Source organism: Candidatus Micrarchaeota archaeon (genome assembly GCA_028866575.1).
In the GTDB taxonomy this organism is placed as follows: domain Archaea; phylum Micrarchaeota; class Micrarchaeia; order Micrarchaeales; family Micrarchaeaceae; genus UBA12276.
In genome coordinates this window covers 1-1,930 of record JAGWHU010000034.1, presented here as the reverse complement: position 1 = coordinate 1,930, position 1,930 = coordinate 1, and the positions used below count along the sequence as shown (strand labels likewise).

General features: G+C 55.2%; 7 protein-coding genes. All 7 read right to left on the bottom strand.

Annotated features, from left to right (window positions below; all coding sequences use genetic code 11):
• Window positions 1–202 precede the first annotated feature (202 nt).
• Window positions 203–466: a hypothetical protein gene (locus KGI06_06265; GenBank protein ID MDE1871813.1), complete on the bottom strand. Its 264-nt coding sequence runs from the start codon at window positions 464–466 to the stop codon at window positions 203–205.
• A 122-nt stretch (window positions 467–588) separates the two neighbouring features.
• The gene (locus KGI06_06260) at window positions 589–792 is read right to left on the bottom strand and encodes a hypothetical protein (GenBank protein MDE1871812.1); all 204 of its coding nucleotides are present in this window, start codon (window positions 790–792) and stop codon (window positions 589–591) included.
• Window positions 793–799: 7 nt separating this feature from the next.
• On the bottom strand, window positions 800–1,039 hold the full coding sequence (locus KGI06_06255) for a hypothetical protein (GenBank protein ID MDE1871811.1): 240 nt from the start codon (window positions 1,037–1,039) through the stop codon (window positions 800–802).
• Window positions 1,024–1,194, bottom strand: coding sequence for a hypothetical protein (locus KGI06_06250; protein MDE1871810.1), 171 nt, complete (start codon window positions 1,192–1,194; stop codon window positions 1,024–1,026). Before KGI06_06250 ends, KGI06_06255 begins: the two co-directional genes overlap by 16 nt.
• Window positions 1,191–1,421: a hypothetical protein gene (locus tag KGI06_06245; GenBank protein MDE1871809.1), complete on the bottom strand. Its 231-nt coding sequence runs from the start codon at window positions 1,419–1,421 to the stop codon at window positions 1,191–1,193. Before KGI06_06245 ends, KGI06_06250 begins: the two co-directional genes overlap by 4 nt.
• A gap of 3 nt (window positions 1,422–1,424) precedes the next feature.
• On the bottom strand, window positions 1,425–1,589 hold the full coding sequence (locus KGI06_06240) for a hypothetical protein (GenBank protein MDE1871808.1): 165 nt from the start codon (window positions 1,587–1,589) through the stop codon (window positions 1,425–1,427).
• Window positions 1,590–1,594: 5 nt separating this feature from the next.
• Entirely contained in the window at window positions 1,595–1,855 is a 261-nt protein-coding gene (locus KGI06_06235) for a hypothetical protein (protein ID MDE1871807.1), read from the bottom strand.
• Between the last annotated feature and the right edge of the window lie 75 nt (window positions 1,856–1,930).

Genomic DNA, 1,930 nt, shown 5'->3' with positions numbered 1-1,930 from the left:
ACTGCCGATAAAACCGTCCTCTGCCACCGGCCAGCCTAAAAACAGCACGATAATCGTCGCCAGCGCCACCCAGAACTTTCTCATTTCCGTCTCCTCACGGCTCCGCACCAGAAACAACTTTTGCTCGGATGGTGCCAATCATGCACCACGCCGTTCCACGAGTGTCCGCGCGTGATCCAGCAGTAGAGTTTCCGCAGGAACTTCATTTCCGAGCCTCCAGTATTGCGTCCGCAGTCGCGTAATAGTCCTTCGCTCCAGTCTCCGGGCCTGGATAGTCTTCATGCAAGACCTTTCCTTGCCCGATGTACGCAGCCGAGACTACCGCGCTTTGGATTGAATCGGCAATCATCGCCGCCATTGCAAACTGGTCGCGTAGCGTGGCCACTTCCGGAGTCGGCGTGAACTGAATCTTGCCCGGCCACTCGTTCTTGAGCGACTCGTCCAGATTCAGACGCTCAGCGAGCATCTCTGCGTGCTCTCTGTTTTCGCACATGGCGACAGTCTTATGCTCTCCGCTCTCGGAGGCGAGCACTACGCGCCATAGGTAGGGAGAGTACATCAGGATGTTTCCCTGCTCGACTTCGTATCTCATTCCTCTTTGTCCTCCAGTACGTTGTCGGTCCAAGTTTCCGTGGACATGTGAATCATGCCAAACATTTCCGTCTCGCTGCGTGCGTTAGAGTAGAGCCTCCGCATCGATCCGTCCCTGTTTGTGGCGATCAGCGTGACGAATTCGATCTCGTGTTCGCCGAAATCCTGCATGGCGTCGACCAACAGGTCCGTCGGCGTCATGTTTTCTCTACGCGCTGGCCTGTTCATGCTGTTCCTGCCTTTCAACTCGCGTCAGGCATTTCTCGATCTCGACTTCAACCATCGGAAGCTTCAGGACGCCGTCGAGGACTCTTTGAATATGCCGGTTTGCCACGCCCAACTCGATCCAGGTCCTGTCCGCCGCTTCTTTGCTCCGGTTCTCGGCGCGGAGTTGGATGGCGTTGCGCCGCTCGATGTAGTCGTCGATCGTACTCACTTCGCTGGGCATTTTACCTTCTTTCTGAACTTGTAGAGCAAGCCGCATTTCGTGCACTCGCCGATATACATCTTGACTTTTTTGGTGTCACCAGGCTTCCGGTGCGGGTGTAAGGCTTTGATGTAGAACTTGTGGCCGTTGTCTTTTTCTCCTGTCTCTTCGCTCACTGCTCTCCACCTTTCTCAATGCCGTCGAATCCGGTGAAAGGGTTGGCTCTCTTCCAGCCCATCAGGCAGGGAAAGCAGGTTTTTGACCATGCCACCTGAGTCCGGTTGTAGCACGGTTCCACGTCGCCGCATATCTTGCACTTGACGTGCATCCAGATGTTCTTCGGATTCTGGTTCGCGGCATCCACTTCTGCGTCGGTCAACGGGTTGGTCAATGACGATGGCACTGCTCACCTCCACCTAATATCGGCTTTGCTGGCCACATCGAAAACGTACTCGCTGAGCCCGTAGAGAGCGCAGCCAAATAGGAACAGGACAATCACCGCACCAAGCGTCTTGCAGTGCGTGAAGTAGGCCACGATGGAAAGCACGGCCAGGATAGATACGACTCGCATGTTGCTCACCCCTTCCCGACAAGGATCAGAGAGTCCTTGTCTGATATTCTCAGCCGCACACAGGCGTTCGGGTTGCGGTTGTCTAAGTCCTCTCCGGGTCGGCAGAATTCAATTTCCGCTTCCGACCCGTCTGGGAACTCGTAGATCATCGGACCACCGTTCTTGTCCACGCAGACGGTAAGGTAGTCCTTGCCTTCGATGTTGACGCGGCCGATCTGGAGGTTGCCGCGGATGGCTACTTCGCTCATAGGTCTTCTCTTTCCCAAATCAAATCAGTATTGATATTCAAGTCCTTGAAGGTCGAGCGGCACCCTTTGGGACACTGGCCAGCCGCAAAGGCA

Bases quoted from the DNA above. Each gene is read 5' to 3' on its own strand.
- KGI06_06240 (MDE1871808.1), bottom strand. From the start codon at position 1,589: ATGCGAGTCGTATCTATCCTGGCCGTGCTTTCCATCGTGGCCTACTTC.
- KGI06_06255 (MDE1871811.1), bottom strand. From the start codon at position 1,039: ATGCCCAGCGAAGTGAGTACGATCGACGACTACATCGAGCGGCGCAAC.
- KGI06_06260 (MDE1871812.1), bottom strand. From the start codon at position 792: ATGACGCCGACGGACCTGTTGGTCGACGCCATGCAGGATTTCGGCGAA.
- KGI06_06265 (MDE1871813.1), bottom strand. From the start codon at position 466: ATGCTCGCTGAGCGTCTGAATCTGGACGAGTCGCTCAAGAACGAGTGG.